This window comes from Nonomuraea sp. NPDC050022, assembly GCF_044460705.1.
Lineage (GTDB): Bacteria > Actinomycetota > Actinomycetes > Streptosporangiales > Streptosporangiaceae > Nonomuraea.
On the sequence record NZ_JBITKE010000005.1, the window covers coordinates 896252 to 921483 of the forward strand.

21 protein-coding genes and 1 pseudogene are annotated in these 25232 nt (G+C 70.8%); 12 read left to right on the top strand and 10 right to left on the bottom strand.

Features of this window, described 5'->3' with window-relative positions:
• Window positions 1-61: 61 nt before the first annotated feature.
• A complete protein-coding gene (locus ACIBO2_RS25690; protein WP_358435952.1) occupies window positions 62-1504 on the bottom strand; it encodes an NCS2 family permease in 1443 nt (480 codons plus the stop codon).
• 82 nt (window positions 1505-1586) lie between these two features.
• On the opposite strand from ACIBO2_RS25690, the gene ACIBO2_RS25695 reads away from it, so the two are divergent.
• Together ACIBO2_RS25695 and ACIBO2_RS25700 are read left to right on the top strand one after the other, a co-directional pair.
• Window positions 1587-1802, top strand: coding sequence for a DUF2530 domain-containing protein (locus tag ACIBO2_RS25695; protein ID WP_225300771.1), 216 nt, complete (start codon window positions 1587-1589; stop codon window positions 1800-1802).
• Between the two features lie 91 nt (window positions 1803-1893).
• Entirely contained in the window at window positions 1894-3459 is a 1566-nt protein-coding gene (locus ACIBO2_RS25700) for an alpha/beta hydrolase (protein WP_397299851.1), read from the top strand.
• Between the two features lie 97 nt (window positions 3460-3556).
• Here ACIBO2_RS25700 and ACIBO2_RS25705 read toward each other — a convergent pair whose 3' ends face one another.
• Together ACIBO2_RS25705 and ACIBO2_RS25710 are read right to left on the bottom strand one after the other, a co-directional pair.
• Window positions 3557-6604: a sacsin N-terminal ATP-binding-like domain-containing protein gene (locus ACIBO2_RS25705; protein WP_358545730.1), complete on the bottom strand. Its 3048-nt coding sequence runs from the start codon at window positions 6602-6604 to the stop codon at window positions 3557-3559.
• Window positions 6605-6705: 101 nt separating this feature from the next.
• On the bottom strand, window positions 6706-7506 hold the full coding sequence (locus tag ACIBO2_RS25710) for a DUF3027 domain-containing protein (RefSeq protein ID WP_358435960.1): 801 nt from the start codon (window positions 7504-7506) through the stop codon (window positions 6706-6708).
• 215 nt (window positions 7507-7721) lie between these two features.
• Here ACIBO2_RS25710 and ACIBO2_RS25715 point away from each other — a divergent pair, with 215 nt between their 5' ends.
• A complete protein-coding gene (locus ACIBO2_RS25715; RefSeq protein WP_358545732.1) occupies window positions 7722-9323 on the top strand; it encodes an MFS transporter in 1602 nt (533 codons plus the stop codon).
• Here the strand turns inward: ACIBO2_RS25715 and ACIBO2_RS25720 are convergent.
• Window positions 9320-9715 (bottom strand): cold-shock protein, encoded by a 396-nt coding sequence (locus ACIBO2_RS25720; protein ID WP_358545734.1) that lies wholly within the window; start codon window positions 9713-9715, stop codon window positions 9320-9322. The genes ACIBO2_RS25715 and ACIBO2_RS25720 overlap by 4 nt on opposite strands.
• A gap of 91 nt (window positions 9716-9806) precedes the next feature.
• Complete coding sequence (locus tag ACIBO2_RS25725) at window positions 9807-10427, bottom strand: HAD hydrolase-like protein (RefSeq protein WP_358545736.1); 621 nt, start codon at window positions 10425-10427, stop codon at window positions 9807-9809.
• A 100-nt stretch (window positions 10428-10527) separates the two neighbouring features.
• On the opposite strand from ACIBO2_RS25725, the gene ACIBO2_RS25730 reads away from it, so the two are divergent.
• Window positions 10528-10998: a hypothetical protein gene (locus tag ACIBO2_RS25730; RefSeq protein WP_397299857.1), complete on the top strand. Its 471-nt coding sequence runs from the start codon at window positions 10528-10530 to the stop codon at window positions 10996-10998.
• 35 nt (window positions 10999-11033) lie between these two features.
• Window positions 11034-11651, top strand: coding sequence for a TetR/AcrR family transcriptional regulator (locus ACIBO2_RS25735; RefSeq protein ID WP_397299860.1), 618 nt, complete (start codon window positions 11034-11036; stop codon window positions 11649-11651).
• Window positions 11652-11705: 54 nt separating this feature from the next.
• Here ACIBO2_RS25735 and ACIBO2_RS25740 read toward each other — a convergent pair whose 3' ends face one another.
• Window positions 11706-12611: a hypothetical protein gene (locus ACIBO2_RS25740; protein WP_358545744.1), complete on the bottom strand. Its 906-nt coding sequence runs from the start codon at window positions 12609-12611 to the stop codon at window positions 11706-11708.
• Window positions 12612-12655: 44 nt separating this feature from the next.
• Between ACIBO2_RS25740 and ACIBO2_RS25745 the strand changes: the two genes are divergently transcribed.
• Complete coding sequence (locus tag ACIBO2_RS25745) at window positions 12656-15055, top strand: helicase-associated domain-containing protein (protein ID WP_358545747.1); 2400 nt, start codon at window positions 12656-12658, stop codon at window positions 15053-15055.
• A 31-nt stretch (window positions 15056-15086) separates the two neighbouring features.
• Window positions 15087-16565, top strand: coding sequence for an AMP-binding protein (locus ACIBO2_RS25750; RefSeq protein WP_397299864.1), 1479 nt, complete (start codon window positions 15087-15089; stop codon window positions 16563-16565).
• On the opposite strand, the gene ACIBO2_RS25755 is transcribed toward ACIBO2_RS25750, so the two are convergent.
• The gene (locus ACIBO2_RS25755) at window positions 16562-17500 is read right to left on the bottom strand and encodes a hypothetical protein (protein ID WP_358545753.1); all 939 of its coding nucleotides are present in this window, start codon (window positions 17498-17500) and stop codon (window positions 16562-16564) included. The genes ACIBO2_RS25750 and ACIBO2_RS25755 overlap by 4 nt on opposite strands.
• 1 nt (window position 17501) lies before the next feature.
• Window positions 17502-18002: a SigE family RNA polymerase sigma factor gene (locus ACIBO2_RS25760; protein WP_358545755.1), complete on the bottom strand. Its 501-nt coding sequence runs from the start codon at window positions 18000-18002 to the stop codon at window positions 17502-17504.
• A gap of 126 nt (window positions 18003-18128) precedes the next feature.
• Here ACIBO2_RS25760 and ACIBO2_RS25765 point away from each other — a divergent pair, with 126 nt between their 5' ends.
• Complete coding sequence (locus tag ACIBO2_RS25765; protein ID WP_358545757.1) at window positions 18129-18485, top strand: hypothetical protein; 357 nt, start codon at window positions 18129-18131, stop codon at window positions 18483-18485.
• Between the two features lie 62 nt (window positions 18486-18547).
• The gene (locus ACIBO2_RS25770; protein ID WP_358545759.1) at window positions 18548-20200 is read left to right on the top strand and encodes a DNA repair helicase XPB; all 1653 of its coding nucleotides are present in this window, start codon (window positions 18548-18550) and stop codon (window positions 20198-20200) included.
• A 210-nt stretch (window positions 20201-20410) separates the two neighbouring features.
• Here ACIBO2_RS25770 and ACIBO2_RS25775 read toward each other — a convergent pair whose 3' ends face one another.
• The gene (locus tag ACIBO2_RS25775) at window positions 20411-20704 is read right to left on the bottom strand and encodes a hypothetical protein (RefSeq protein WP_358545762.1); all 294 of its coding nucleotides are present in this window, start codon (window positions 20702-20704) and stop codon (window positions 20411-20413) included.
• A gap of 154 nt (window positions 20705-20858) precedes the next feature.
• Here ACIBO2_RS25775 and ACIBO2_RS25780 point away from each other — a divergent pair, with 154 nt between their 5' ends.
• The 3 genes and pseudogenes from ACIBO2_RS25780 to ACIBO2_RS25790 all read left to right on the top strand — a co-directional run bounded on the left by ACIBO2_RS25780 (window position 20859) and on the right by ACIBO2_RS25790 (window position 23943).
• Window positions 20859-22871 carry an AAA family ATPase gene (locus ACIBO2_RS25780; RefSeq protein WP_358545765.1) on the top strand — a complete coding sequence of 671 codons (2013 nt, stop codon included), beginning with the start codon at window positions 20859-20861 and terminating at the stop codon, window positions 22869-22871.
• Window positions 22872-22968: 97 nt separating this feature from the next.
• Window positions 22969-23500 (top strand): annotated as a pseudogene (locus tag ACIBO2_RS25785) (YbhB/YbcL family Raf kinase inhibitor-like protein).
• A gap of 29 nt (window positions 23501-23529) precedes the next feature.
• Complete coding sequence (locus tag ACIBO2_RS25790) at window positions 23530-23943, top strand: GNAT family N-acetyltransferase (protein ID WP_397299870.1); 414 nt, start codon at window positions 23530-23532, stop codon at window positions 23941-23943.
• Between the two features lie 105 nt (window positions 23944-24048).
• On the opposite strand, the gene groEL is transcribed toward ACIBO2_RS25790, so the two are convergent.
• Window positions 24049-25232 (bottom strand): chaperonin GroEL (gene groEL, locus ACIBO2_RS25795; protein ID WP_397299873.1); only part of this gene is annotated, 1184 nt, incomplete at its 5' end.

Consider the following 25232-nt stretch of genomic DNA (forward strand, 5'->3'; position numbering starts at 1 on the left):
TCTCGTCTCACTCTTTGATACCCCGAGGCCGCCTCCCATGCGAAGACGGCCTCACCAGGCATCAGACCCCGAAAAGTACCCTGATCGGGCCGAGCGCGAAGTAGATCACGAACAGGCCCATGACCACCCACAGCAGCGGGTGGATCTCCCGTACCTTGCCACGAACGATCTTGATCAGCACGTAGCTGATGAAGCCGGCGCCGATGCCGTTCGAGATCGAGTACGTGAACGGCATGACCACGATGGTGAGGAACGCCGGGATGGCGATCTCGTAGTCCGTGAAATCGATCTCACGGATCGAGGTCATCATCAGGAAGCCCACCACGACCAGCGCGGGCGCGGCCGCCTCATACGGCACGACCGTGACCAGCGGCGCGAAGAAGATCGCCACCAGGAAGAGCAGGCCGGTGACCACGCTGGCCAGGCCGGTCCGCGCGCCCTCGCCGACCCCCGCGGCCGACTCGATGTAGGTGGTGTTCGACGAGACCGAGCCCGCGCCGCCGGCCGCCGCGCCGAGCGAGTCGACGAGCAGGATCTCCCGGGTACGCGGCAGCATCCCGTTGGCGTCGACCAGACCGGCTTGGCGGCCGACCCCGACGACGGTGCCCATCGTGTCGAAGAAGTCGGTGATGAGCAGCGTGAAGACGAACAGCACCGCCAGGATCACCGAGACCCGGCTGAACGCGCCGAACGGGTCGAACTCCTTGAACAGCACCAGCGGGTTGTGGAAGCCGATGATCTGATCCGGCAGGCTGGGCACGTTCAGCATCCAGCCGCCGGGGTTCTTGTCGGAGACCTGGCCGGCCTTCGCGATCGCCTCCACGATGATCGCCAGCACGGTGGTGCCGATGATGCCGATCAGGATCGCGCCCTTGACCTTGCGGGCCACCAGCGCAGCCGTCACGAGCAGCCCGACGACGAAGACGAAGATCGGCCAGGAGGTCAGGGTGTTGTGGATGCCCATCTCCAGCGGCGGCCCTGCGGGCACCCGGCGCACGAAGCCGGCGTCCACGAAGCCGATCAGCGCGATGAACAACCCGATGCCGACGCTGATGGCGGTCTTGAGCTGGGCCGGGATGGCGTTGAACACCGCCACCCGGAAACCGGTCAACACCAGGATGCCGATGATGACGCCCTCCAGGAAGACCAGCCCCATGGCCTCTTCCCAGCTCATCACAGAGGCGATGTTGAAGGTCACGAAGGCGTTGAGCCCCAACCCGGCCGCCATGGCGAAGGGCACCCGGCCGATCACCCCCATGAGGATGGTCAGCACGCCCGCCACGAACGCCGTGCCCGCCGCCACGAGGGGCAGGTTGGGCGAGGAGCCGTCACCGATGAACTGCTCCTGGACATCCTTGCCGTTGGCGATGATGATCGGGTTCAGCACGACGATGTAGGCCATCGTGAAGAACGTGGCCAGCCCGCCGCGGATCTCACGGGAGATCGTCGAGCCTCGTGCGGAGATTGCGAAGAACCTGTCGATACCACTACTTGTGTCACTCACGGGCGAACAGTGACAGTTTGCGTCACCTGCGAAAAGTGGCGGTGATCGGATCGAGACCCGATTGGAAGCTAGGCTGGATCCCGTGAAGCAGGAATGGCGTCCCGACCCGGAGCCGATCGAGACCAACGACGTCGCGGCGGTCGCCGTGGGCACGGTCGCGTGGGCGCTCGCGCTGGTCGCGCTACTGATCTTCCGCCCGGCCGCCGAGCAGTCGTGGTGGATCTGGACCTGCGTCGCCGGGGTCGGCCTCGGGCTCCTCGGCCTCTGGTACGTGCACAGGCGGGCGTCCCGGAGCTGACATTAGTCACCTCCAGTCGATCCCCGAAGTCACCGGAAAGTGCTGTTTTACCCCACTACCTGGGAAAAAGCCGGTTGATCATGCTGGAGGCATGAAGAAGACGTCATTTCCCTCGCTCCTGTGCGCGGTGACCCTCGCGAGCGCCACCCTCGTGGGCTGCTCCGCCGCCAAGCCCACCAGCGGGCCGGCGGAGCAGCCCACGACGAGCACCGCCACGGAACCTGCCCGGACGGCGCCGGACCAGGCGAGCACCGCCGCCACGAAGCCTGCCCAGACGGCGAAGGGCTCCGGCAGCGTCGCCTGGAGCACGTGCACCGGCCTGCCCGGCCCCGACGGCAAACCCGCCGCGCCCGATCCGGCCATCGAATGCGGCAAGCTCGCGGTACCGCTCGACTACACCAAACAGGACGGCGAGCAGATCGACCTGGCGCTGATCCGCGTCAAGGCCTCCGGCGACCGGCTCGGCTCGCTGGTGTTCAACTTCGGCGGCCCCGGCGGCTCGGGGGTCGACCTGCTGTCCATGACCGCCAAGGTCTTCGCCGGCATGGGCGCGAGGTATGACCTGGTCAGCTTCGACCCGCGCGGCGTCGAGCGCAGCGCACCCGTCAAGTGCGGCAGCGTCGAGAAGTGGATCTCCCTGGACCCCGCGGGCGACGAAGTGGACAAGGTCGCCAAGAAGTTCGCGGCCACCTGCGCCAAGATCTCCGGCAAGCTCCTGCCCCACGTCGGCACCGTGAACGCCGCGCGGGACCTCGACCGCATTCGCGCCGCGCTGGGCGACGAGCGGCTCAACTACTTCGGCATGTCGTACGGCACCCACCTCGGCGCCGTGTACGCCACCCAGTACCCGAAGAACGTCGGCCGGTTCGTCCTCGACGGCGCCCTCGACCCGACCGTCACCTTCGCCGAGCGCGCGAAGACGCAGACGGCCGGCTTCAGGCAGGCGTTCGAGGCGTTCGCCGCCGACTGCGTGAAGCAGGGCTGCGACCTCGGCGCCGACCCCGCCGCCGTGCGGAAGAGCGTCGAGACACTACTGTCCGGCCTGCGGGACAAGCCGCTCAAGGTGGCCGACCGGGAGCTCACCAAGGGCCTGGCGAGCACCGGCGTCCTGGCCGCTCTCTACGCCAAGCTCAGCTGGCCGATGCTGGAGCAGGCGGCCGCCGCAGCCGTCAAGGGGGACGGCACGCAGCTGCTCGCCCTGGCCGACTCCTACAACGGCCGTAAGGCCGACGGGACGTACTCGTCGCTGATGACCAGCGTCCTGGCGATCGACTGCGTGGACAGCGCCGAACGGCCGAGCGCCGCCGAGATCGACCAGGTCGAACGGGAGACCGCCAAGATCTTCCCGCTCATGCGCAACGGAGGGCTCGGCTCGATCTGCGCGCACTGGCCGGCGCCCGGCAGCGACGAGTCCAAGAAGATCGACGCCACCGGCTCCGCCCCCATCCTCGTGATCGGCGGCAAGGGCGACCCCGCCACGCCGTACGCGTGGGCGCCCAAGCTCGCCGCCCAGCTCAAGACCGGGGTCCTGGTCACGTACGAGGGCGAGGGGCACGGCGCCTACCTGAGCGGCAGCAGCTGCGTCAGCCGCCTGGTCGACGCCTACTTCCTCACCGGCAAGTCCCCCGGCACGAACGCCACCTGCCCGGCGGCGTGAACCCTCACGACGCTACGGGCCGGTCGGCGCTACGGACCGGTCAGCGCTACGGACCGGTCAGCGCTACGGACCGGTCAGCGCTACGGACCGGTCAGCGCTACGACAGGTCGGCTTCGGCCAGCAGGAGCGGCACGGCCGTCGGGTCGTGCAGCAGTGCGGCCACGGCGAGCCGGTCGTTCCACTGCCCCGTCGCCCAGGCCAGGCCGCGTGCCAGGCCGTCGAGCCCGGTGCAGTGCACGGAGCCCTCGAAGAAGCGCCACGTGCAGGCGACGCCGTCGACCAGCAGCTTCTCGTGCTCGACGTAGGTCTCGGGAGCCGTCGGGAGCAGGGAGCGCACCTCTGGCGGCACGGGGCGGGTCTCACCCTCGGACGTGACCTCGCCCTGGGCCAGCTCGCCGGCCAGCGGCAGGTCGAGCAACTCGGACAGCGACTCGGCCAGGTCGTAAGGGGCCAGCACCAGCGGCCGGTCGGTGACGAGCTGGAGCAGGTCAGGGGCCTCCACCACGACGGCGTCGTCGGCCGCGGCCACCACGATGTCGCCACCGAGCACGGCCCGCACCCGCGAGGGCGGCGCCACCCGCGCGGGCTCGACGGCCGCCAGCGCGATCCACAGGGCCCGCAACTGGGCCCGGTCGACCTCGATGGACTCATCGGCCATCAGGTCGAGCAGCTCTTCGGGACCGCCGTGGCCGGCCAGCAGCTCGGCCAGCGTGGTGCGTACGCCGAGCATCCCCAGCGCCACCGGGTCGAGCCCGCCGGGCGCGTCACCATAGAGGCCCTGGAGCAGCGGGTCGGCACCGGGCAGCCGCAGCTCCCGGGGCCGTCGCCCGTCCAGCACGGCGTGGTTGGCCAGCCACCACGCCGTGTAGGACGGCACTTCGACGCCCTCGACCCGCAGCGGGTGCAGTGCGGCACGCAGCGGCGGTCTGGTCAGCAGCGCCAGCGCGGCGGGCCAGTCGGCGACCAGCTCCAGGTCGCGCACCGCGGCGAAGTCCGGCACCACAGGCGGGAGTTCCAGCTCGGGCAGCAGGTCGAGCACGTGGTCGAGCCAGTCCTCCTCACCGTCGAGGTCGTGGTCGCAGTCGTCATGGTCGAGCAGCACGTCGGAGTCGTGCGCCACGGCGAACCCGTCGAGCACGCCCGCGGCTTCGAGCACCCGGGAGCCGTAGGTCTCCACCAGCTCCGGCGCGACCACGCCGAGGTGCGTGTCGGGCTCCAGCAGGCCGGCCAGCGCGCCGTCGGCCAGCATCAGCTCGCCCGCCGCGTAAAGATCGCCGTCGCTGCCGCGCAGCGCCAGCTCGGCCAGCCACGGCGCCTCGCCCGGCACCAGCGAGGCGGCCTCCACCAGGGAGAGCACGGCCTGCGCCACGGGCTCGGAGTCCGCGCTGTCGAGGGACTGGGCGACGGCGGCCTTGGTGATGGGGTCTTCGAGGATCGTCCGCGGTGTGGCCTCGGCGGCACCGAGCCGCAGCAGCGCCGCGTGCGCCGCGTCCGGGTGCACGATCCGCAGCCCCAGAGGCGTCAGATCGAGCCCGTCGCGGGCCGAGGCCAGGCGGGTGCCGCCCAGGTCGAGGATGAGGGTGCCGCGCGGGCCACGGACCAGCCGGCCGTCGGCCAGCGGCACCGGCAGCGCGCCCAGCGACTCGGGGTCGTCGGCCGGCAGCACCTCATACAGCGAGCGCCACCACGACGGCTCCCGCGCCTCGACCGCCTCACCGGACAGCAGGTCGACGACCTCGGCCAGCTCGACCCGGCGCACCCCGAGCGAGGCCATCGCCGGGTGCCGGGCGGGCCACCCGGCGGGCAGCAGGCCGGGGACGAAGTCGGCGATCGCGGCCAGCAGGTCTCCCGACCCGGCGACCACGGCCGCCTCCTGGCCGGCGACGATCCAGCCGTCCTCGTGCGGCTCCCTGGCCGGGTGCTCGACCTGCCACTCGGCGTCGGGCTCATAGACCTCGGCCTCGGCGAACGACGGCGTCTGCACGGCCGGCGCGGGCGCGGACAGGGCCGGGAGCAGCGGGATGGCGGGCAGGCGCTGCAGGATGGCCCGCCGGATCCGGGCGTCGAGCTCGCCCTTGCCCATCAGGGCGGGGACGAGATCGAGGAGCTTGGGCGTGCGCGGCAGCTCGCCGAGCAGCCTGACGTAGGCGTCGGCGGCCCGCTCGACCAGGAAGTCGGTCAGCGGCCCCTTGGCCACGTGCCGCCGGTCGGTGGCCATCGGGAACGAGGCGATGAGCAGGGCCGGCAGGTCGAGCGGCTCGTCGCTGGGCGTCGGCGCGTGCACCACCGGCGGCACCCCTGAGGGCAGCGGGGCCGGCTCCGTGTCGGCGACGCGCACGGCCCAGCGCAGCGACCAGTAAGGGCGGGCACGTTCTTCGGTGGGCCGGTCAGCGAACAGGGCCGCCACCTCGTCGGGAGCGAACTCGCCCGACTCCGACACCAGCTGCCACCCATCGGCCGACACCCGGCGCTCCGAGCCGTCGAGGTCGATCTCGATGCTCGTCAGCGCGGGCATGCCGAGCAGCAGCGCCGGGCTGGTCTCGGTCAGCATGCGCCGGACCGCCGCGACCGAGGCGGCGTCGCGCAGCGGCAGGCGTACGAGGGTGTCGAAGCCCTCCGGCACGTCGAGCGGCTCGGCCTCGAACGGCAGGCGCAGCAGCGGGACGTGGCCGCCGCGCGAGCCCAGCTCGGCGGCGAGCTCCGGCACCGAGGCCACCACGGCGGCCGTCTCAGCCCGCGACCAGCGGGCGGCGCCCGTCTCACGCGAGCCGATCGACGGCTCATCACAGACCGACACGACCGCGGCGAACCCGACGCCGAACCGGCCGGCGGCGCCCGCTTCGTCCCGCTTGCCGGAGACACGCAGCGTCGACAGACCCTCGACGCCGGTCGCGTCCAGCGGGGCGCCGGTGTTGGCGGCGGTCAGGACGTCGTCACGCAACGTCAGCCGGAGCACCCCTGGCACGCCCGCGCGCAGCGCCGCGTCGGCGGCGTTCTGGGCGAGCTCCACAATGAGCCGGTCGCGGTAGCCGCCGAGGGCGAAGTCTTCCTCGGCGTTGGCGTCCTCGCGGAATCGGGCGGTCGAGGCCGTCCACGCGGCGAGCACTGCGGCCCGCGTCCGGTCGGTGCCAAAGGTGTCGGTCATCTGTCACGATCCTGGTCGCTGGTGGGGCGGGCTCCGGCACGTGTCCGGGGTCCGCCGATGGGGGGCCACCGTAGGCTAGCGGCCCTCACCGACATTCGCGTTCAGGAGTGGCCGAGCTCCTCGGTGGCCGTTCCGTCGACGGATCCGGCCTCCTCTTCCATCAGGTCGAAGCCCATGTCGTCGAGGATGGGCATGGCCTGCTCGACGGACGGCGGCATGACCGCGGCCTCCGAGTGAGCCCCGCAGCCGTGGTCGGCGGCGACCACCTTGCCGTCGTCGGGGGCGTACTCATTGGCGCAGACCCCGAACACCTGCCGGAGCCCACCCGCGAGTGGCCAGTAGAAACCACAGGTGGAGCACTGCGCGGGAGCGGCGTGTGCGATCGGCGTATGCGGCCCGTGCTCGCCCGAGTGCCAGCGTCTGGCAGCGCGGTCCTTGCCGATGGCCGAGAGCACACGGGCCCGGCCCAGGCCGTACTCGAAAATCGTCTGATGGTCGGTCTCGTCGTCGGTCTTGACGAAACCTGGCTCCAGCCGGTCGTCGTCCTCCGAGGTCGGCAGCAGGTCACCGACGCCCAGGTCGCCGGGGCGCAGACGCTCGCTCCAGGGCAGCCACTCGGGCGCGAGCAACGCCCCCGAGCCGGGCAACAGGACGGCTTCGCTCACCGTGACGTTCTTGGCCCGCGAGGCGCGGGTCACGGTGACGGCCCAGCGCCAGCCGCGGTAGGCCCGGTCGAGACAGGCGAAGTAATGGGTGACGATGCGGTCGCCCTCGCCCTCGTAACCAAGGTGCTCACCCGGCTCGCCCGGCCGCGCGAGCTCCTCCGCGGCGGCGCGCGCCAAGTCCACCGCGGCGACGCACGCCTGGTCGGGCGGGGAGACGCGGGTCCGGGTGCGGGTCATCTGTCCGCCTCCGCCGCAAGGTGCTGTTCGCTCACACTTCATTCTCACCCATGACCGGACCTGAAGGTGCCCACACCGCCCATCCCGGACCCACTGACACCGAACCTGGAGGTGCGCACACCGCCTATCCCCGATCAACTGGCGGCACATCGGTGGGCCCGTCCCTGGGCGATCCGTCGCCGTTTGGGAGCGGCGATCGGGTAAGACTGGTAAGCGTGCAAGGAGGCTGGGACACGGCTCGTGAGGTCACGCGGCGCGTGGGGCGAGGCGTCGCCGACGCGGGCCGCGCCACCGCGCGCGCGGGCCGGGCCACCCTGCGGGCGGGAAAGGCGACCGCCGGCGGCACCGCGCGGGCGGGCAAGGCCACGGCCAGAGGGGCGCAGAAGGTCGGCAGGGGCGCGCAGAAGGTCGGGAAGGCGACCCGCCGTCTCACCCACGCCAACGGCGCCGACCGCACCGGGCTGGGCCGGCTGATCGAGCTCACCGCCGGTCACAGCGGCGGCGACGCGCTGGTCACGGTCGCGCTGGCGAGCACCGTCTTCTTCGGTGTGCCCGTCGGCGAGGCTCGTGGGCCCGTGGCGCTCTACCTGGTCATCACGATGCTGCCGTTCGCCCTGCTGGCGCCGTTCGTGGGGCCGATCCTCGACCGGTTCAGGTCGGGCCGCCGCTACGTCATGGCGGGCACGCTGTTCGGCCGCGGCCTGCTGTGCTTCGCGATGGCCGCCGCCGTGGGGCCCGGCGACCTGCCGACGCTGTTCGTCGGGGCGCTGGGCGTACTGGTGCTGTCCAAGGCGTACAACGTGTCACGCGCGGCGATCATGCCGAGCGTGCTGCCCGCCGATATCACGCTGGTCTCGGCCAACGCGAGGGTGGCGCTGTTCTCGCTGATCTCGGCGGGCGTGATGGTGCCGGTCGCCGCGGGGCTGACCGCGTGGCTGGGCAGCGCCGCGGTGCTGCGTACCGCGATGGTCGCCTTCCTCCTGATCGGCGTCCTCGCCGTACGACTGCCGCGACACGTCGACTCACCCGAGCTGGAAGAGGAGGAGGGCAGGCCGCTCCGCTGGCGGACCCTCCTGAACGTGGGCCCGGCGGTGGCCGAGGCGGTCTGGGCGAACGTGGCCATCCGCCTGTTCTCCGGCTTCCTGCTGTTCTTCATGCTGTTCCTGGTGCAGGACAAGGGCGTGCCGTGGCTGGCCGCACCCGACCCGTTCTTCGACATCCCGAAGACGATCGCGTTGCTCGCGGCCGCGGCCGGGCTGGGCGGCCTGGTCGGCGCGGTGGTCGCGAACTGGACCCGCAACCACTCGCCGCACCTCATCACGCTGCTGACGCTGGCCGTGACCGGCGCGACCACGATCGCCACCGCGGTGTTCTTCGGCCTCTGGACCGCGGTCGCGATCTCGCTGGTCACCGCGTTCGCGCAGGAGCTCGGCAAGCTCGCCCTCGACGCGATCGTGCAGCGGGAGATCGGTGAGGAGGTGCGCTCGTCCACGTTCGGGGTGGTCGAGGCGGTGTTGCAGCTCGCCTGGGTGTTCGGCGGGCTGATCGGGCTGCTGCTGTCGCTGGCCGAGAGCAGCGCGGCGGGGCTGGTCACGCTGGCCGTGGCGCTGACCGGCACGTTCGGCTGGCTGATCGTACGCCGCCGCAAGCGGATCCGCGCCGCCACACGTGGCCCCAAGGCCGCGACCCAAACGGACCAGGAAGACCAAACAGACCAAGGTGCGTGGGACGACGAGGATCGACGCGCCGATCGGCGAGATCAGCGCGTCGACACCACTCTCGACACGACCAAGCCGCTGACGAACCCCAACAGCTAGGCGTCGAGGTCGTCCGCCACCGCTCTGAGCACCTGCGCGATCTTCTTCGCGTGCGCCGCGTCAGGGTGCTTGCCCCGCTGGTAAGAGGTCGAGACGTCGTCGAGGAGCTTGATCAGGTCCTCCACGATGACGACGAGTTCGTCCGGCTTCTTGCGCTTGGCCTTGGGCTTCACCTTGGCCAGCGTCGGCGGCTGCTCAAGGATCCGCACCGACAGGGCCTGCTGGCCGCGTCGTCCCTCGGCCACGCCGAACTCGACCTTCTGGCCGGGCTTGAGCGGGCCGGCACCTGTGGGTAGCGCGGAGGAATGCACGAAGACCTCACCACCGTCGTCGCGGGTGAGGAAGCCGAAACCCTTGTCGGCGTCGTACCACTTGACCTTGCCACTCGGCACAGGAGGAACCTCGTTCAAACAGTCGTAAAAGGCGAATGGATGTAGGTTATGCCCCGCGAGGCTCCGGGGCGACCAGGAAAATTCCCGGCATTTACCGGAGTAGCCCACTCGAACGCCATCCGGCGAACCAGTCGGCGAATTCCGTCAGGTCCCCAAGTGCCACATCGGCTCCGTGATCACGTAGTTCGCCCAGCGTGTACGGGCCGGTCGCGACCGTCACGCTGACGGCTCCCCCGGCCCGCGCGGCCTCGATGTCCGCCACATGGTCACCAACATAGGCGGCGGCACCGAAACGCGCGAGGGCCGTACCCTTGGCCGCTCCGAAGACCGACCCGACCACCTCGTCCACGGCGAGCCCGAGCGCCTTCACGGTGCTGGTCGCGTCGCGCGGGTTCTTGCCGGTCACGACGATGATCCTGCCCCCTTGCGCGCGTACGGCCTCGACGGCCTCCATCGCTCCGGCCATGGCCGTGTGCACGGGCACACCCAGCTCCGGATAGATCTCCCTGAACAGGATCACGGCTTCCGGGATCGCCTCCAGCGGCAGCCAGTTCGCCAACTCCTGTTCGAGTGGCGGGCCGAGCCTGGTGATGATCGCCTTGCTGTCGATGACGACGCCGAGGCGCGTCGAAAGCTCGTCGTAGACGGCCGCGATGCCCGACCGCGTGTCCGCCAATGTCATGTCCAGGTCGAAACCCACCGATGTCCGCACAAGGTGAAGGATGCCAAACGCGTCCGCATTACGGGTAACGGCCCTTGTTGTGGGACCGTGGGAGTGGGAAGAAAGGAATTACTTATCGGGAGGAGTGGCCGTGACCGAGCCCCCCAAACCGCCGGAAGCGGGAGACCGGCTGGTCGCCGCCGACCGGCCCAGCCCACCCGACCGGCCCAGCCCACCCGACCGGTTCAGCCCACCCGAACAGCCAGTCCGGAACGTCTCGCCCCGGCCGCACCGGCCCGCGCTGCCCCAGCCCGTGACCGGACCGGTCAGGGTGTGGCAAGGCGTGGTGGCGTTCCTGGCCGCCGCCGTCCGGCTGGCGTCCCGGCTGGCCGCCCTGATCCTGGTGCTGTACGCGATCTTCACGGTGTTCCGGGCCAACCCGGCCAACATTTGGTACCAGTTCGTCGAATCGCTCGCCTCGCCGTTGTCGGTGGGCCTGGCCAACCTGTTCCAGCTCGCCGACGTACGGTGGACGACGCTGGTCAACTACGGGCTCGCGGCGCTGGTCTGGCTGATCGTCGGCTCGGTCGTCGCGGGGTTGATCCGGCGCGCCGCGCCGTGACCGCTACGCTCCATCAGGGAGGTATCAGGAAAAGAATGACCAGATCGACGCGTGAGCGGATCATCGACGAGGCCCTGCGGCTCTTCGCGGAGCGGGGCTACTCCGCCACTTCGGTGGCCGAGATCGAGGCCGCCTCAGGGCTCTCCCCGGGCGCCGGAGGACTCTACCGGCACTTCAAGTCGAAGTACGAGGTGCTCGCCGCGGCGATCAACGAGCATGCCGCCCGTACCCGTACGCAGGTGGCCGAGAGCCTGGCCCAGCTGGGCGACATGGAGACCTCGGCCGACCTGGAGATGCGGCTGTCGCACCTGTGCCGCGCCGGGCTGGCCAAGGTGCGGGAGGAGTCGGAGCTGACCCGGGTGTTCTTCCGGGACCTGAGCCAGTTCCCCGAGCTGGTGGCGGTGGTGCGCGAAGGGCTGCTGCAGCCCATGTTCGACGCCATCACGACCTGGTTCCGCGCGCAGCCCGAATACGAGGACGCCGAGGTCGACTGGAACGGCATCGCGGCGGTGCTCGGCGGCTCCGTGGTGCACTACCGCTTGTTCCAGGAGACGGTCGGCGAGTCGCCGGGACACGCGGAGAAGGACCAGTTCGTCACCGCCTGGGTACGCCTGGCCGTGGGCCTCCTGCCAAGCCCCGCCCCGGTCGGCTGACCTCCAGCAGGCCGCAGTCCCACCCCGGTCGGCTGACCCCCAGCCCCGCCTCGGTCAGTTGACCTCCACCAACCGGTAACCCAGCCAGACCACGCCCAGCGCCGTGCCGATCATGAACATCACACCGCTGACGTCGAAGAACTGCACCACGAACGCCTGCACCCCCGGCTCCGCGCCCACCCGCAGACCGCCGACGAGCGCGCCACCGAGCGTGTAGCCGACCAGGGGCGCACCGATCCCGATCAGCCGGTCACGCAGCACCCAGCCTTCCGAGAACGCCACCAGCAGCGCCCCCAACGCCCACACCAGCACCGGCACCCGGAAGATCGCGACGGCCGGCAGGCCGACCGGGACCAGCAGCGCGGCCAGCACCAGGACCACCATCGCCGCGGTCTCGCGCGGGTACTCCTTGACGATGGTGCCGGCGTCCCGTCCACGGGTGGCCATCGGGTTCGCACTGGACATGGCCGCCTGCCGCAGCCGCGCGAACGGCAGCCCGCGCAGGGGCCGCGGGGCCAGCCGGTCGAGCCGGTCCAGCTGGGCTCCTGCGGGCGGCGCCACGTCGTCGACGATCTTGGGGAAGAACGGCGTCGCCCCGCCCGCCCCCGCGACCCGTTCCGCCTTGGCCACGGCACCCGGCGTCACGGTTCCCCGTGCGGCCCCGGGCGCGGCCGTGGGCGCCGTTCCGGGCCGGGTTCCGGCCGGGGCACCGGGCGCGCCGTCCGGCCCCGCCTCGGCCAGCCTGCGGGCCTCACGTTCGACCAGCGCCACCGGGTCGCCGAACCGGGCGAGCACCTTGACCACCTGGCGTGGGTTCTGGCTGCCCTGCCGTTCGACCTCGATCCTGGCCCGCAGCCGCTTGGCGAAGTCGAGCCGCTGGTCGGATCTGAGCACGCCATGAGCCGCGTCGGCGGCCGCGCTGACGTAGTTGAGTATGAGCTGGTCCGCTCGCTCAATCACGTGAGCCATGCTGCCCCAATCAGGGTGGACATACCATGGCAACGATGGAGTTCACGGAGTGGATCAGGGGGCGCACCGACGAACAGCTGCGGGCGCTCGTCTCGGCGCGCCCCGAGCTGATCACTCCGGTGCCCGCGCATCTGGAGGGCCTCGCCGTACGCGCGGGCAGCCCTTCGGCGATCGGCCGCGCGCTCGACCGGCTCGACCGCTTCACGCTCGCCGTCCTCGAAACGCTGGCCGTCGTTGAGACGTCGGCCGTCCTCGAAGCGCCGACCGCCGCCAGAACGCCGGCCGACAAGCCGGACGTACGTCCGAAGTCCGTCACGAAGGCGGCCCTGCGCACGCTCGTCGGCGGGGCGCTGGCGGCGGGCAAGCCGGAGCCCGCGCTGACGGCGGCGATCGACCACCTGCGCGGCCTGGCCCTCGTCTACGGCCCCGACAGCTCGCTCGCCCTGGCCCCCGGCGTGCGAAAGGTGCTCGACGATCCGGCGGGGCTCGGTCCCCCGGCGGTGGAGGCGTTCCGGCACCACGCGCCCGAGCAGCTGGCCGAGATGGCCGACGACATCGCGCCGGGCACCACGGGCTCGGGCAAGGAACGCCTGGCCGCCGCCCTGGCCCGGCCCGGGAAGCTGATCGAGGAGGTCTCGCCCGAGGCCAGGGCGGCGCTCGACCAGCTCACCTGGGGGCCCGCGACGGGCCGGGTGCCCAACGCCAGACGTGAGGTGCGGGTCGCCTCCGCCCGCTCGCCCATCGATCAGCTGCTCGCCCGCGGCCTGCTGGCGGCGACGGGTGAGGAGAGTGTGGCCCTGCCTCGGGAGGTGGGCCTCTATCTGCGTAATGGCCTCGTACACCGGGATCTGTACGCCGTACCCCCCGCTCTGGAGGGCGCCGCGCGGGACCAGAAGCTGGCCGACCGGACGGCGGCGGGGCAGGCGTTCACGTTCGTGCGGACGGTCGAGGACCTGTGCGAGCGGTGGAGCGCCGAACCACCGGGCGTGCTGCGTACCGGCGGGCTGGGCGTACGGGATCTGAAGCGCACCGCGACCGAGCTGGACGTGCCCGAGTGGGCCGCCGCGCTGACCGTGGAGGTGGCGCACGCGGCCGGGCTGATCGCGGCGGGCGGCAACGTCGACGGCGAGTGGCTGCCGACCACCGGCTACGACCTGTGGCGGGTGCGGCCGACCGCCGACCGGTGGGCCGCGCTGGCGATCACCTGGCTGCACACCGACCGCGTCCCCGGCCTGGTCGGCGAGCGTGATGACCGGGACCGGCCGCTCAACGCGCTGCACACCGAGCTACGTCGCTCGTCCGCGCCGGGTGTGCGGTCGGCGGCGCTGGGCGTGCTCGCGTCGGCGCCCGGCCTGGCACCGACGCGCGAGTCCGTGTTCGACCGGCTGGCGTGGGAGCAGCCGCGCCGCCGTGGGCCGCTGCGGGAGCAGCTGACGGAGTTCGCGCTGCGGGAGGCCGAGCAGGTCGGCGTCACCGGGCTCGGCGTGCTGTCGGGACACGGCCGGGCGCTGCTGTCCGGCGAGGACACCGCCTCGGTGCTGGCCCCGCTGCTGCCCGAGCCGGTCGATCATGTGCTGCTCCAGGCCGACCTGACCGCCGTCGCGCCAGGACCGCTCACCAGCGAGCTGAACCGCTGGATGACGCTGGCCGCCGACATCGAGTCCAAGGGGGGCGCGACCGTCTACCGGTTCGGCGAGGGCTCGGTCCGCCGCGCGCTCGACGCGGGCCAGGGGGCCGAGGAGCTGCTGGCCATGCTGGAGCGCCACTCGGCGACGCCGGTCCCGCAGGCGCTGTCCTATCTGATCGCCGACGTGGCCCGCCGGCACGGGCGCATCAGGGTCGGCACCGCCAGTGCCTACATCCGCTGCGACGATCCGGCCCTGCTCGACCAGATCACCGCCGACCGGCGTTCCGCCGCGCTCCGTCTGCGCCGGCTGGCTCCCACGGTCATCGCCTCCCGCTCCTCGCGGGCCGCGCTGGTCGACGCGCTGCGTGCGATGGGGTACGCCCCGGTGGCCGAGTCGCTCGACGGCGACGTGATCATCTCCGAGCTCGACAGGAAGCGCACCGAGGGCCTGCCGCCGGCCCGGTCCGTACCCTCGCCCAACGGCCTCGACGCCGAGGTCACGGCCGCCGCCGTACGCGCGCTGCGGGCGGGCGACGCGGCCCACCTGACACGGCGTGAGCCCACTGACGCCCCCAGCGGGCAGATCCCGCGCGGCCCGGCGACCGCCACGATCTCCGCGTTGCAGGAGGCCATCAGGCAGGGCGTACGCGTGTGGATCGGCTATCTCGACTCCCAGGGCAACGCCACCTCGCGCATCCTGGAGCCGGCGCGGATGGAGGGCGGTTACCTCACCGCGTACGACGAGACCAGGGCCGCCGTCCACCGCTTCGCGCTCCATCGCATCACCGGGGTCTCCGACCTGTCTTGACGCCCGGCGATGATCAGGCGAGGTTGGGACCGTGAGCGAGCTGACGTTGGGCCGGTTGGCCGAGGAGTCTTGGAGCAGGTTCGACGACTTCGACGCGGTCCATTACGAGGGGGTCTGGCACCGCGCCCACGCACTGGCCGAGCGGGCCCGCAAGGTCTGCGGCGGGCTGGTCGAGGCGGGGGTACGCCCCGGCGACCGGGTCGTGGTGATGATGGCGAACTCACCCGAGGTCGGCCTGATCTATGAGGCGATCTGGGCGGCCGGCGCGGTGGTGACGCCCGTGGTGTTCCTGGTGGGACCGGCGGAGTTGCGGCACATCCTGGACGACAGCGGCGCCACCGCCCTCATCACCTCGCCCGAGCTGATGGAGACGGTCCAGGCCGCCGAACCCAGGATCCCGATACTTGTGGACACGGGGGAGCTGGAGCGGGCAGCCGAGCGGGGCCCGGTCGAGCGGGACGCCACCGATCTGGCGGCTCTCATGTACACCGGAGGCACGACCGGCATGGCCAAGGGCGTCATGCTGAGCCATCGCGGGCTCTGGCAGGTGGCCAAGGACGCCTACGAAATGTCCCACCAAGCGGGGAAAAATCGCGCAATAGTGCCGGTGCCCCTCTCCCACTCGTACGGGCTGATCATCACGGTCGCCGGGATGCACGCCACGGAGCCGCAGCAGGCGGTGCTGATGCGCTGGTTCGACCCGAAGACCTTCCTTGAGCTGGCCGCCGCGCAGCGCGTCCAGTACGGAACGGTCGTGCCCGCCATGCTGCAGATGCTCCTGGCCGAGCCGCTGGAGTCTCATCCCCTGCCCGATCTGGCCTTCCTCACCTGCGGCGCGGCGCCGCTCGGCCGGGAGACGCTGGAGGAGTTCGAGCGCCGGATGCCCGGCGTCCAGGTCCTCGAAGGTTATGGGATGACCGAGACCAGCGCCGTGACCACGTTCAACCCGCCGGGGCGGCGCCGGATCGGCAGCGTGGGCCTGCCGCTGGCCGGCTACACGATCACGATCCGCGACTCCTCCGGCGACCAGGCCGAGCCGGGGGACGTCGGGGAGGTCTGCGTCAGCGGCGACTCGCTGATGCTCGGCTACTGGGGCGAGCACCCCACGGACCCCACGGGCACCGCGCTGGTCGAAGGTGAGCTGCGTACCGGCGACATCGGCTGCGTGGACGACGACGGCTACCTGTACATCGTCGACCGGAAGAAGGACCTCATCATCCGCGGCGGGTTCAACGTCTTCCCGCGCGACGTCGAGGACGCGCTCAACGAGCACCCCGACGTGGTGATGTCCGGCGTCGTGGGCCGCCCGGACCCGCGGGTGGGCGAGGAGGTCGTGGCCTTCGTCCAGCTCAGGCCGGGCGGCACGGCCACCGCCGAGGAGCTGATGACCTGGGCTCGTGACCGGGTCGGCCGGGTGAAGTATCCCCGGGAGGTGCTGTTCGTCGACTCGATCCCGGTCACGAGCGTGCTCAAGCTCGACCGCAAGGCGCTGCGGTCGAGGCTCGGCTAGTCGTCCGCGTCGATGGTTCCCGTCGAACCCCACGCGATGCCCTTGACCTCGCCCAGCGCCCGCCCGCCTGAGCCATAGGCGGTCACCTTGCTCAGCACGGCCGGGCGGTAGGCACCCTTCTTGTCGGGATACACCCGCGTCCGGCCGATGTAGAAGCCGTTCTGGACGTTGGCCGTCATCATCCGCCCGTCCGCCCACTCGACCTCCACCCGGGTCGCCTGCGGAACGACCCTCCCTGCCACCACCAGGAAGTACGGATCTCCGTCCCGGCCCGGGTTGATCTCCGACTGCATCTGGCCGTCGTAGGCGTCGATGCTGATTGCCCCGCGCAGGGCCAGCTTGCCGGGTGGGTCATCGCCCCAGTAGGAGAAGATCGGATCCGTCGGATAGCTGACCAGCCGGACGCCCGGTGTGCACAGCACGAACCCCTTGCGGCTGCCGACCAGCCGCGTCACGCCCAGCTTGTCCTTGGCCTCCACGAGCCAGCGGTAGTCCTTGACGGTCCCGTACTGGGGCAGCAGCCTCTCCCCGTCCATGCTGTGCACCGGGCTGCCCTTGGGCATGCAGTCCTCCACGGTCGCGAACTGCGCGATCGTGTTGCGCGGCAGGCCGGGGATGTCCCGGACGTACGCGGTGGCGGGCGGGTCCGTCGTGGACCGCGTCGAACTTGCCGTGGGCACCATGTCGGCCGTGGGTTCCGTGCTCGCCGTCGGTGGGCTCGCGGGGGAGATCGCCAGCTGTTCGCGCGCTTGCAGCGCCACCACCCCGATGGCCACCACACAGGCCGCCGCCGCCAGGGCCAGCCCCCATCTCGGCCACTTCAGCCGTGCCCGCCTCCGTAGGGCACGTGACAGAAGCAGCTCGGGATCCACGGGCCGTGCCCGGTCGGCCAGCCTGCTCAGGGCCTCGGTGACCGCGCGTTCGTCGACTGTCATCTCAGGCCTCCAGACGGACTGTCTCGCCCACCAGTTCGCGCAGCCGCTTCACTGCCTGGTGGGTCTGGCTGCGTACGGTGCCGATCGAGCACCCCATGATCCTGGCGACGTCGGACTCCGGCAGATCCTCGAAGTAGCGCAGGACCAGCACGGCCCGCTTCTTGACGGGCAGCCGGCGCAGGGCCTGTTCGAGCGTGAGCCGGTCGTCGACCCGCGCGGTGCCGTCGCCCGCGATCCGCTCGGGCAGCGTCTCGACCACGCGCTCGCGCCCCCAGCGCGGGCTCCGCCATCGGCCGACCTGCTCGTGGTACATGACCCGGCGGACGTACGCCTCCGGATCGCCCCTGATGCTCCGCCATCGGTCCGCGGTTCTGGCCAGCGCGCTCTGGAGTAGATCCTCCGCGGCGTGCTGGTCGCCGGTGAGCACGAACGACAGGCGCATGAGGCTGTCCGATCGCGTCGTGACGAACGCCGTGAAGACTCGTAGGTCGTCCGGGTGCAACTCGCCTCCCTGCTCTGGGTCTCGATCTCTAAAGACGTGTGAGAGGGTCCAGATCTATGGCGAGGCAGCGGACCCGGCAGGGCGCGTGGCCATTCCGTGATAAATGTTGACCTGTCAGGAGGTGGCATGAGCCAAGAAGGCCCATCGGGCGAATATCCGTACCAGCCCTACGGCGCACCATACGGCCAGCAACCCCCGCCACAGTACGGTTATGGCTATCCCCCGCCACCCCGGCCGTCCGAGGGACCGAAGGCCACCGCCATCGTCGCGCTGGTGCTCAATCTGCTCTCGATCGTCGGCTGTTGCAACATCTTCGCGATCCCTGGCGCCATTCTGGCGGGCATGGCGCTCGGCCGGTCGAGCACGCAGCCGGCCAGTGCCAAGGGCCTGCTCGTATGGTGCTGGGCACTGTTCGGGGTGGGCCTCGCGCTGAACCTCGGCATCTTCCTCTTCCTCGGCCTCAACGGCTACCTCGACGACTGATTACCTGTTCGGGGACTGTTCTTGCCGTCTGATGTGTTGGATAGGCGTCAACCGTAGAAGGGATGTCCGTGAACGACGGCCCGCTCATCGTCCAGTCGGACAAGACGCTGCTCCTCGAAGTCGACCATGAGAACGCCGGCGAGTGCCGCAAGGCCATCGCGCCGTTCGCCGAGCTCGAGCGCGCCCCCGAACACGTGCACACCTACCGCGTCACCCCGCTGGCGCTGTGGAACGCGCGCGCGGCCGGGCACGACGCCGAGCAGGTCATCGACGCGCTGATCAGTTTCAGCCGCTATCCGGTGCCCCACGCGCTGCTCGTGGACATCGCCGAGACCATGGCCAGATACGGCCGGCTCAAGCTGGAGAAGGACCCGACCAACGGGCTGATCCTGACCTCCACCGACCGGGCCGTGCTCGAAGAGGTGCTGCGGTCCAAGAAGATCCAGCCCATGCTGGGCGAACGGCTCAGCGGCGACTCCGTGGCCGTGCACCCGAGCGACCGCGGCAACGTCAAGCAGGCGCTGCTCAAGCTGGGCTGGCCCGCCGAAGACCTCGCAGGCTACGTCGACGGCGAGCACCACAAGATCGAGTTGCTGCAGGACGGCTGGAGCCTGCGGCCCTACCAGCAGGACGCGGCCGACGCCTTCTGGCACGGCGGCTCCGGCGTGGTCGTGCTGCCCTGTGGCGCCGGCAAGACCATCGTCGGCGCGGCCGCGATGGCGCACGCCCAGGCCACCACGCTGATCCTGGTCACCAACACGGTGAGCGCGCACCAGTGGAAGCAGGAGCTGCTCAAGCGCACCACGCTGACCGAGGACGAGATCGGCGAATACTCCGGCAGCAAGAAGGAGATCCGCCCGGTCACCATCGCCACCTACCAGGTGATGACCACCCGGCGGAAGGGCGTCTACAGCCACCTGGAGCTTTTCGACGCGCGCGACTGGGGCCTGGTCGTCTATGACGAGGTGCACCTGCTGCCCGCGCCGATCTTCCGGATGACCGCCGACCTGCAGGCCCGCAGGCGCGTCGGGCTGACCGCGACGCTGGTGCGCGAGGACGGCCGCGAGGGCGACGTGTTCTCGCTGATCGGTCCCAAGCGCTACGACGCGCCCTGGAAGGAGATGGAGAACCAGGGCTGGATCGCCCCCGCCGACTGCGTGGAGGTCCGGGTCACGCTGACGGACGAGGAGCGGCTGGCGTACGCGATGGCCGAGTCCGAGGAGCGCTACCGCTTCTGCGCCACCACGCCGTCCAAGACCCACGTGACAGAGGCGCTGGTCCGCCGGCACCTGGGCGAGCAGGTGCTGGTCATCGGCCAGTACATCGACCAGCTGGACGAGCTGGGCGAGCATCTCAACGCTCCGGTGATCAAGGGCGAGACCAGGGTCAAGGAGCGCGAGCGGCTCTACCAGGCCTTCCGCGACAAGGAGATCCAGGTCCTGGTCGTGTCCAAGGTGGCGAACTTCTCCATCGACCTGCCCGAGGCGGCCGTGGCCATCCAGGTGTCCGGCACGTTCGGGTCACGTCAGGAGGAGGCGCAGCGGCTCGGCCGGGTGCTGCGGCCCAAGGCCGACGGCGGCGGCGCCCGCTTCTACACGGTGGTCAGCAGGGACACGGTCGACCAGGAGTTCGCGGCGCACCGCCAGCGGTTCCTGGCCGAGCAGGGTTACGCGTATCAGATCATCGACGCCGACGACGTGCACGGCGGGGTGTAGCACCAGGAGGCGAGGCCCGGCCGCTCACCCTCCGAGCGGCCAGGCATCGACGTCGTTACGTCCACGAGACTCCGCGGGCTGTCGACAATCGAACCACCCCCCTCACCAGCGTGCTACGCCGCTGCGCGCCTCAACCAGCCAGCGACATACCCCCATGATCCGGCAAATGCACCTGATATGCCCGAATTCTCGGTTATTGGCAGGTTGTCGTTATCTGGCTAGCAGGCCGCCCAGGAAGAGCACCCCTTCGGCGGCGATCCAGGCGGCCACGCTCACGCCCATGAACCGGCTGAACACGCGTGGGTCGCTCCTGGCGGAAGGGACCAGCCAGGCACCGGCCGTGCAGCAGGCGGCGGCCACGGCGAACAACCCCGACAGCGTCGAGACCGAGCCGAGCCGCTGCGAGCAGCCCGCCGCGGACTCACCCCCCGTGCAGAACGCCTCCAGCCCCCAGCCCGCGAACACCGACAACGCCCACAACGCCGCCAGCAGGAAACTCGCCACTGTCGGGATGATCGGGGAGAAAACAAACCGTACGCGGGCCACTGTCCCTCTCTACCCCGGCTAAATGCTTTGGAAGCCTGCCGGACACACCACTAAGCTGGTCGATTCGCTGCCTATACCACCTCCGTTACTTCGACCAGGGAGGCACTTTCGCATGCCCGCACACCAGCTGGCCCCCGACATACCCGCCGACGTACTCGCGGCCGAGCAGTCCCATCTGGCCGAGTCGAGAGCCGCGCTCCAGGCCATGCGGCTGCACGCCCAATCGCTGTCGGCCGACGCGGCCGGCGACTGGGTGTCCCAGCAGATCCTGCAGTCGCTGCTCGACAAGCGGGTGGCGGCGCTGGCCGACCATCCCGACACCCCGCTGTTCTTCGGCCGCCTCGACCGCTCGGCGGACGACGACCTGCCCTCCACGATCTACGTCGGCCGCCGTCATGTGCACGACGGCAGCAGCCGTCCGCTGGTGATCGACTGGCGCGCGCCGGTGTCCCGGGCGTTCTACCAGGCCAGCCCCGCCGATCCGATGAGCGTCGCGCGGCGGCGCCGGTTCGGCTACCACGGCGGCATGCTGACCGCGTTCGAGGACGAGCCGCTCGGCGAGGGCGGCGACATCGGGCCGTCGAAGATCCTGACCGAGGAGATCGAGCGGCCGCGCACCGGCCCGATGCGGGACATCGTCGCCACGATCCAGCCGGACCAGGACGAGATCGTCCGCGCCACGCTCACCCAGACCGTCTGCGTACAGGGTGCGCCGGGCACCGGGAAGACCGCCGTCGGCCTGCACCGGGCCGCGTACCTGCTGTTCACCCACCGCGAGCGGCTGGCCAGGTCGGGCGTCATGATCGTCGGCCCCAACCGCGCCTTCCTGTCTTACATCTCCTCCGTGCTCCCCGCGCTCGGCGAGGTCAAGGTCGACCAGACCACGGTGGCGGGCCTGCTCGGCGAGCACGCCGCGCCGGAGGATCCGATGGTCTCGGCGCTGAAGGGCGACGCCCGCATGGCCGCCGTGCTGGAGCGGGCGCTGTGGCTGCACATCGTGAAGCCGGAGGAGGGCGTCGTCTACAGCAAGGGCGCCTACCGCTTCCGGGTGGCCGACTACGAGGTACGCGAGATCGTCGCCTCGCTGCGCGGCACCACCCGCTACGGGCCCGGCCGGGCGGCGCTGGCGCAGCGGCTCGCGCACATGGTGCTGGTACGCATGGAGCAGCGCGGGGAGTCGCCCGACGACCGGGTGCAGGACGCCGTGGCCAGGTCCAAGCCGGTCAAGCAGCTCGTCGACGCGGTCTGGCCCAAACTGGTGCCGCAGCAGGTCCTCTTCAAGCTCCTCTCGGACCCCGAATTCCTCGCCAAAGCCGCCAAAACCGATTTGTCGCCTGACGAGCAGCAGATGTTGCTGTGGCAGAAACCGTACCGAGGCTGGAAGTCCGCCAAGTGGTCGGCGGCCGACGCGGCGCTGCTCGACGAGCTCGGCGACCTGATCGAACGCACGCCCTCGCTCGGCCACCTGGTCGTCGACGAGGCGCAGGACCTGTCGGAGATGCAGCTGCGCGCGCTCGGCCGGCGCTGCCGCAACGGCTCGGCCACCGTGCTCGGCGACCTCGCCCAGGGCACCACGCCGTGGTCCACCAGCTCGTGGGAGACCGTGCTCAAGCACCTGGGCCAGGACGAGGGCGAGGTCACCGAGCTGACGCTGGGCTTCCGCGTGCCGCGCGAGGTGCTCGACTACGCCGCCCGCCTGCTGCCGTCGATCGCCCCGGCGCTGGCCCCGCCGCGGTCGCTGCGTCCCGGTGTGGGCTCGCTGAGCGTACGCCCCGGCGGCGCGGTCGCCGACGCCGCGCGCGAGGCCATGGCCCGGGAGGGCTCGATCGGCGTGATCGTGCCCGACGCCCTGGTTGCGGAGGTGTCAGGGCAGCTCGACGGGCTGGCCCACGCCGTGCTCGACCCCGACACGACCGAAGAGCACCGGCTGCTGATCGTCCCCGCGACGCTGGCCAAGGGCCTGGAGTACGACCACGTGATCGTCGTCGAGCCGGCCGACATCGTGGCGGCCGAGCCCCGCGGCCTGGCCAGGCTGTACGTGGTGCTCACCCGTGCGGTCACCTCGCTCACCGTCCTGCACGGAAAGGCCCTGCCGGCCCAGTTGGCCCCTCAACCGGCCGTCTGACGCGCGAGCGGGCACGTCGCCTCCCGAGACCGACGCACTCCTAGACGCACTCCTAGGATGGCTGGAGTAGTGGAGGATCTCTACCAAGGAGGACGCCGTGCCCGCACCGCTGCCACACGAACACCTGCCGTCGGTCCCCGCACTCACGGTCCAGAGCGACGACATCGCGGACGGGGAGAGGCTGGGGGACCTGCACGTCTTCAACGACTGGGGCATGACCGGCCAGAACCTGTCACCCCACCTCCGGTGGTCCGGCGCCCCGGCCGAGACGCAGAGCTACGCCGTGACCTGCTACGACCCCGACGCGCCCACGGGCAGCGGGTTCTGGCACCTGGGTGCTCTTCGACCTCCCGGCCTCCGTCTCCGAGCTGCCCACGGGCGCCGGCACCGCCCCCGAGTTCAAGGGCCTGCCCGCGGGGGCCACGCACGCGCGCAACGACTACAACAGCAAGGACTACGGCGGCGCCGCTCCCCCGCCCGGCGACCCGCACCGCTACGTCTTCACGGTGCACGCGCTGGGCGTGGCCGAGCTGGGCGTCGGCAGTGACGCCAGCCCGGCGGTGGTCGGCTTCAACATCACCGCCAACACGCTCGCGCGCGGCCACATCGTCGCCCACTTCGGCGTCTGATGGCGGCCGACGCAGGAGCCGCCTCGGGGGTGAAGGTACGACATGGCGGGCTCGGCGACGTGCCCGCCGTGCTCGACTTCTGGCTCCTGGCCGCTGAGGGCACCGACCGGCGCGACTCGCCCGACAAGGTGGTGGCGCTGATCGAGCGCGACCCGGAGGCCCTGCTCCTCGCCGAGCTCGACGGGGAACTGGCGGGCACGCTCATCGCGGGCTGGGACGGCTGGCGAGCGCACCTCTATCGCCTCGCCGTACACCCGTCCCACCGCCGTAAGGGCATCGCCACCACGCTCCTGGCCGCGGCCGAGTCCCGCTTCGCCGCCTTCGGCGCCTTCCGCGCCGACGCCATGGTGCTGGACGACAACGTCTCCGCCCATGGGGCGTGGTCCGCCGCCGGCTACGCGCTCCAGCCCATGTGGTCGCGCTGGGTCAAGTCCCTTAAATGATCATATGTACGGCTCTTCGCCACAAAAAACAGACCGGCCCGGACAACGTGCGTCCGAGCCGGTCTGTTTCGTGCGAAGAGACCTGGAAGTCTCTGGTGAGGAGACCTAGAAGTCCATGTCTCCGCCGCCGGGCATGCCAGCGGGGGCGGCAGGGGTCTTCTCGGGCTTCTCGGCGATGACCGCCTCGGTGGTGAGGAAGAGCGCCGCGATGGAAGCGGCGTTCTGCAGCGCCGAGCGCGTCACCTTGGCCGGGTCGATGATGCCCGCCTCGAACATGTTGACGTACTCGCCCGTAGCGGCGTTGAGGCCCTCACCCGGGGTCAGGTTGCGGACCTTCTCCACCACGACGCCGCCCTCGAGGCCGGCGTTGACGGCGATCTGCTTCAGCGGCTCCTCGAGCGCCTTCTTCACGATCGCGGCACCGGTGGCCTCGTCGCCGGTGAGCTCGAGCTTGTCGAACGCCTTGGCGCCCGCCTGCAGCAGCGCCACGCCACCGCCGGGGACGATGCCCTCCTCGACGGCCGCCTTCGCGTTGCGAACGGCGTCCTCGATGCGGTGCTTGCGCTCCTTCAGCTCGACCTCGGTCGCCGCGCCGGCCTTGATGACCGCCACGCCGCCGGCCAGCTTGGCCAGCCGCTCCTGAAGCTTCTCACGGTCGTAGTCGGAGTCGGTCCGGTCGATCTCGGCGCGGATCTCGTTGACCCGGCCGGCGATCTGCTCGGGGTCACCGGCACCGTCGACGATGGTGGTCTCGTCCTTGGTCACCACGACCTTGCGGGCGCGGCCCAGCTGGTCGAGGGTGGCGTTCTCCAGCTTGAGGCCGATCTCCTCGGAGATCACCTGGCCGCCGGCCAGCGTGGCGATGTCGCCCAGCATGGCCTTGCGGCGGTCGCCGAAGCCCGGAGCCTTGACCGCGACCGAGCGGAACAGGCCACGGATCTTGTTGACCACCAGGGTGGCCAGGGCCTCGCCCTCGATGTCCTCGGAGATGATCAGGAGCGGCTTGCCGGACTGCACGACCTTGTCGAGCAGCGGCAGCAGGTCCTTGTTGGCCGAGATCTTCGAGTTGACGATCAGGATGTACGGGTCCTCGAGCACGGCCTCCATGCGCTCGGAGTCCGTCACGAAGTACATCGACGTCATGCCCTTGTCGAAGCGCATGCCCTCGGTGAGCTCAAGCTCGAGGCCGAAGGTGTTGCTCTCCTCGACGGTGATGACGCCTTCCTTGCCGACCTTGTCCATCGCCTCGGCGATGAGCGAGCCGATCTCGGGGTCGGCGGCGGAGATGG

What these genes read in the sequence shown, in the direction of transcription:
- ACIBO2_RS25780 (WP_358545765.1), top strand. Translation starts at nt 20,859, where the DNA reads ATGCCCGCACACCAGCTGGCCCCCGACATACCCGCCGACGTACTCGCG.
- ACIBO2_RS25755 (WP_358545753.1), bottom strand. Translation starts at nt 17,500, where the DNA reads ATGACAGTCGACGAACGCGCGGTCACCGAGGCCCTGAGCAGGCTGGCC.
- ACIBO2_RS25765 (WP_358545757.1), top strand. Translation starts at nt 18,129, where the DNA reads ATGAGCCAAGAAGGCCCATCGGGCGAATATCCGTACCAGCCCTACGGC.
- ACIBO2_RS25700 (WP_397299851.1), top strand. Translation starts at nt 1,894, where the DNA reads ATGAAGAAGACGTCATTTCCCTCGCTCCTGTGCGCGGTGACCCTCGCG.
- ACIBO2_RS25770 (WP_358545759.1), top strand. Translation starts at nt 18,548, where the DNA reads ATGTCCGTGAACGACGGCCCGCTCATCGTCCAGTCGGACAAGACGCTG.
- ACIBO2_RS25705 (WP_358545730.1), bottom strand. Translation starts at nt 6,604, where the DNA reads ATGACCGACACCTTTGGCACCGACCGGACGCGGGCCGCAGTGCTCGCC.
- ACIBO2_RS25745 (WP_358545747.1), top strand. Translation starts at nt 12,656, where the DNA reads ATGGAGTTCACGGAGTGGATCAGGGGGCGCACCGACGAACAGCTGCGG.
- ACIBO2_RS25735 (WP_397299860.1), top strand. Translation starts at nt 11,034, where the DNA reads ATGACCAGATCGACGCGTGAGCGGATCATCGACGAGGCCCTGCGGCTC.
- ACIBO2_RS25710 (WP_358435960.1), bottom strand. Translation starts at nt 7,506, where the DNA reads ATGACCCGCACCCGGACCCGCGTCTCCCCGCCCGACCAGGCGTGCGTC.